This is a genomic window from Myxococcota bacterium (assembly GCA_035498015.1).
In the GTDB taxonomy this organism is placed as follows: domain Bacteria; phylum Myxococcota_A; class UBA9160; order SZUA-336; family SZUA-336; genus VGRW01.
Genome location: DATKAO010000215.1, coordinates 1 through 3,649, shown reverse-complemented (window position 1 = coordinate 3,649; position 3,649 = coordinate 1). Strand labels below are relative to the sequence as shown.

General features: G+C 72.5%; 3 protein-coding genes. All 3 read left to right on the top strand.

Annotated elements, in window-relative coordinates; all coding sequences use genetic code 11:
• The first annotated feature begins 224 nt into the window (after window positions 1-224).
• Window positions 225-800 (top strand): hypothetical protein, encoded by a 576-nt coding sequence (locus tag VMR86_18980; protein ID HTO09143.1) that lies wholly within the window; start codon window positions 225-227, stop codon window positions 798-800.
• A gap of 86 nt (window positions 801-886) precedes the next feature.
• Entirely contained in the window at window positions 887-2,698 is a 1,812-nt protein-coding gene (locus VMR86_18975; GenBank protein ID HTO09142.1) for an ABC transporter ATP-binding protein, read from the top strand.
• Window positions 2,685-3,649 (top strand): ABC transporter ATP-binding protein (locus tag VMR86_18970; GenBank protein ID HTO09141.1); only part of this gene is annotated, 965 nt, incomplete at its 3' end. The genes VMR86_18975 and VMR86_18970, both read left to right, overlap by 14 nt.

Below are 3,649 nucleotides of genomic sequence, written 5' to 3'. Positions count from 1 at the left end.
AGGCCGTGTACCAGCAGTTCGCGGGCTTCACGGGCCAGACCACCCGAGAAGTCATCGATACCGTGTACGCCGAGTCCAAGGACCGCGCGGCCGCGTCGCTCGGGGCCTGGAACGGCTGCATGGCGCCGATTTCGGGCGGGTCAGAACGCCTGCCCCGAGCGGGCATGGCTCACTGAATCCGTCGCCGCGCCGGGCATCGTAGACTGGGCTCGCGCGGAGGTGGCATGCGGATCGGTCGGCTGCTCGGAGTGCTCGTCCTGGCGGGCGGCTGCTCCACGGCGGGAGCGCCGAACGGCCCGCGGCCGCCGTACACCGAGGCCGAGCACCTCACCATGACCAAGTGCGTGGGGCTCTCGAACCTGGCGCTCGCGATCGGCGCGGTGAAGCTGCGGGGTGCCTCGGCGGAGGAGCTGAAGGAGCGCTACGCCGAAGCTCCCGACCAGCCGATCCCGGCCGCAGTCACCGACGAGGTGATCGACGGCGTGTTCCGGCTGGAAGCCGATTCACCCTACGCCTACTCGGTCGCCTACTTCGCGAGCTGCAGCGAGCAGGTGGCCCAGATCTCGGGCGAGCGGCTGTCGCCCGCGCAGGGCTGCATGAGTCAGGCGAACATGGCGCTCGCGGCCCGGATCTCGAAGGAGCGCGGCACGCCGCAGGAGACCGAAGTCCAGAACCTCGCGCAGTACGGCGTGCCCCGCACGAAGGAGATCGTCGAGCGCGTCTACGCGCAGAGCCAGTCACCGGGCGAGACACAGACCGACGCCTGGGAATCGTGCATGGCTCCATTCCGCGCCCCCTGAGGCGGGCAGGAGCCGCTTGGGACCCCCACCCGTGGCCGGCAAAAAGATCGCGAACCGCTCCGCCGCGTCCGGGAGATAATGGGCGCATGATCGCGCGCCTTCGCGCACGCCCCGAGATCCAGCTCGCCGGCGTCCTGCCGCAGGCCGACCGCCTGCTCGCGGGCGCGTGGTGGAGCGTGCTGGTGCTGCGGGGCGTGTTGCCCGCGCTGCTCGCGATCGCGACCGGACGGCTCGTGGGCGCAGTACAGGCAGGGGCTCCGCTGGGCGCGCCGCTCAGCGTGTTCGGCGTGCTCTTCATCGCGCTGCCCGTGCTGGCGCCGATCCATCTCATGTTGGGCGCCAACCTCGGCAGCCGCGCCGCGGGCTGGTTCTACGACCAGCTGGCGCGCGCGTGCGTGCGGCCGGCGGGCATGGGTCACCTGGAGAACCCCGAGCTCGCCGCCGACTTCAGCGCGGCGCGCGACTTCGACCAGGGCATCATGGGGCCGCCGCTCAACATCTCGATGGACTTCATCGCCGGCGGGCTCGTGCAGTTTCTCTCGGGCGTCGCCTTCACGGCGCTCTTGTTCGGTTTTGCGTGGTGGGCGCCGCTTTTGCTCGCGGGCGCGTGGCTCGCGACTCACTGGCTCTTGCGCGAGAGCGCAGTGTGGCGCGACCGGAACACCACGCCGGTGCGCGAGGCGCAGCGACACGCCGAGTACGCGTATCGGCTGGCGGTCGACCCGCCCGCCGCGAAGGAGCTGCGGCTGTTCGGCCTCGCGGGCTGGACGGTCGAACGCTTCCGCTCGCGCCGGCGCATCCTGCACGATCTGCAGTACGAGGCCACGCGCCTGCGCCAGCGGCCGCTGGTGTGGAGCGGCCTCCTGGTGCTCGGCGCGAACGTCGCCGTGTTCGGCGCGATGGCTTCCGACGCGCTCGCGGGCACGCTCCCGCTGCCGCAGCTGATCGTGTTCGCGAGCGCCGCGATCGGCGCGAGCATGATCGCCTTCGGCGGACTCAACTGGGCGCTCGACGGCGCGGCGGCGCCGGCGGCGGCGCTGCTGCGGCTGCAGGCGAAGATGGACGCGGCCGGCGCGCTGCCCCGCGGGAGTCACTCGGCCGCGGGCATGCCGGCCCGAGAGATCCGCTTCCGCGACGTCAGCTTCGCCTACCCGGTGACCGCGTCGGTCGCGAGGGAGCCCGTGCTCGCGCGCTTCGATCTCACGATTCCCGCCGGCTCATCGCTCGCGATCGTGGGCGTGAACGGCGCGGGCAAGACCACGCTCGCCAAGCTCCTGTGCCGGCTGTACGACCCGCAGGAGGGCGCGATCGAGATCGACGGCGTGGACCTGCGCGCGCTCGACGTCGAGAGCTGGCGCGGGCGAGTCACTGCGGTGTTCCAGGACTTCATCCGCTTCGAGCTGCCGCTGCGCGACAACGTAGCGCCGGGCGGCGCGCCCGAAGAGGCGATCCGGGCGGCGCTCGCCGAGGCGGGCGCGGCGCAGCTCGCCGACCTCGACACGATCCTGGCCCGCGGCTATCCGGGCGGCACGGACCTCTCGGGCGGACAGTGGCAGCGCGTGGCCCTGGCGCGTGCGCTGTGTGCGGTGCGCTGCGGCGCGAGTCTCGTCCTGCTCGACGAGCCGACCGCCCAGCTCGACGTGCGCGGCGAGGCCGAGATCTTCGAGCGCGTGCTCGCGGCCACGCGACACACCACGACCATCCTGATCTCCCACCGCTTCTCGACCGTGCGCCTGGCCGATCGCATCTGCGTGCTCGAGCGCGGGCGCGTGGTGGAGCTGGGCTCGCACGACGAGCTCATGGCGCAGGGCGGGCGCTACCGCACGATGTTCGAGCTGCAGGCGTCACGCTTCGGCACGCCCGACGAGTCGGAGAGGGAGCTCGATGTCCTCGAGTGACTCCGCCGCCGGGCGCGCGGTCCCGGTCCCGCCGGCGCTGCCGGCCATGTGGCGCGCGCTGCGGCGCGGCTTCGAGGCCGAGCCGTGGCTGATCGCGGTGTCTTTCGCGCTCGTGCTGCTGTCCGCGCTGCCCGATTCCCTGATCGCGCTCTGGTTCAAGTGGCTGACGGACGGCATCACGAGCGGCCGGCGCGAGCTGGTCGCAGTGGCGTGTGCGGGTCTGGGCTTCTCGGCCATCGCCACCTGGTACCTCGCGCTCGTCAGCACGCGCACGCAGCGCCGCTTCCGCGATCGAGTCACGATCGCGCTCGAGTCACACGTCGCGCGCTTGCAGGCCGGGCTGAGCTCGATCGAGCACCACGAGCGGCCCGAGTATCTCGACCGGATCTCCGTGCTCCGCAACCAGGTGTTCGTTCTCGACCACATGTACATGTCGCTCTTCGGCAGCTGCGGCTGGATCCTGCGCCTGGGCGTGACGATCGGGCTCCTGGCCTCGGTGCATCCGGCGCTCGTGGGTGTGGCGCTGTTCGCGCTGCCGACGGCCTGGATCTCCGCCTGGCGGCCCGGGCTCGAACGCGCAGCCGAGGAGCGCGGCGCCTCGGCGTTCCGGCTGGCGCGCCATCTCTTCGACACCGCGACCACCGCGCCGCCGGGGAAGGAGGTGCGAGTCACGCGCATCGCGGGGAGACTGGTGCGCGAGCGTGGCGTCGCCTGGCAGCGCTGGTTGGGCCCGGTGGCGGCGGCGCGCCGCGGCACCGCGGCCTGGCACGCCGCGGGCTGGCTCGTGTTCGGCTGCGCGTACGTCGGCGCGGTCGTGTTCGTGGCCTCGGGGCTGGGCGCGTCGGCGGGCGACGTGGTCCTGGTGGTCACGGCGGGCTCGCGCCTGTCCGGGTTCATCGGCGGCGCGGTGAGTGAGATCGGCTTCCTGCGCGGCATCTGGCTCGACGGCTC

Coding starts and splice junctions, on each gene's coding strand:
- VMR86_18980 (HTO09143.1), top strand. CDS start 225: ATGCGGATCGGTCGGCTGCTCGGAGTGCTCGTCCTGGCGGGCGGCTGC.
- VMR86_18975 (HTO09142.1), top strand. CDS start 887: ATGATCGCGCGCCTTCGCGCACGCCCCGAGATCCAGCTCGCCGGCGTC.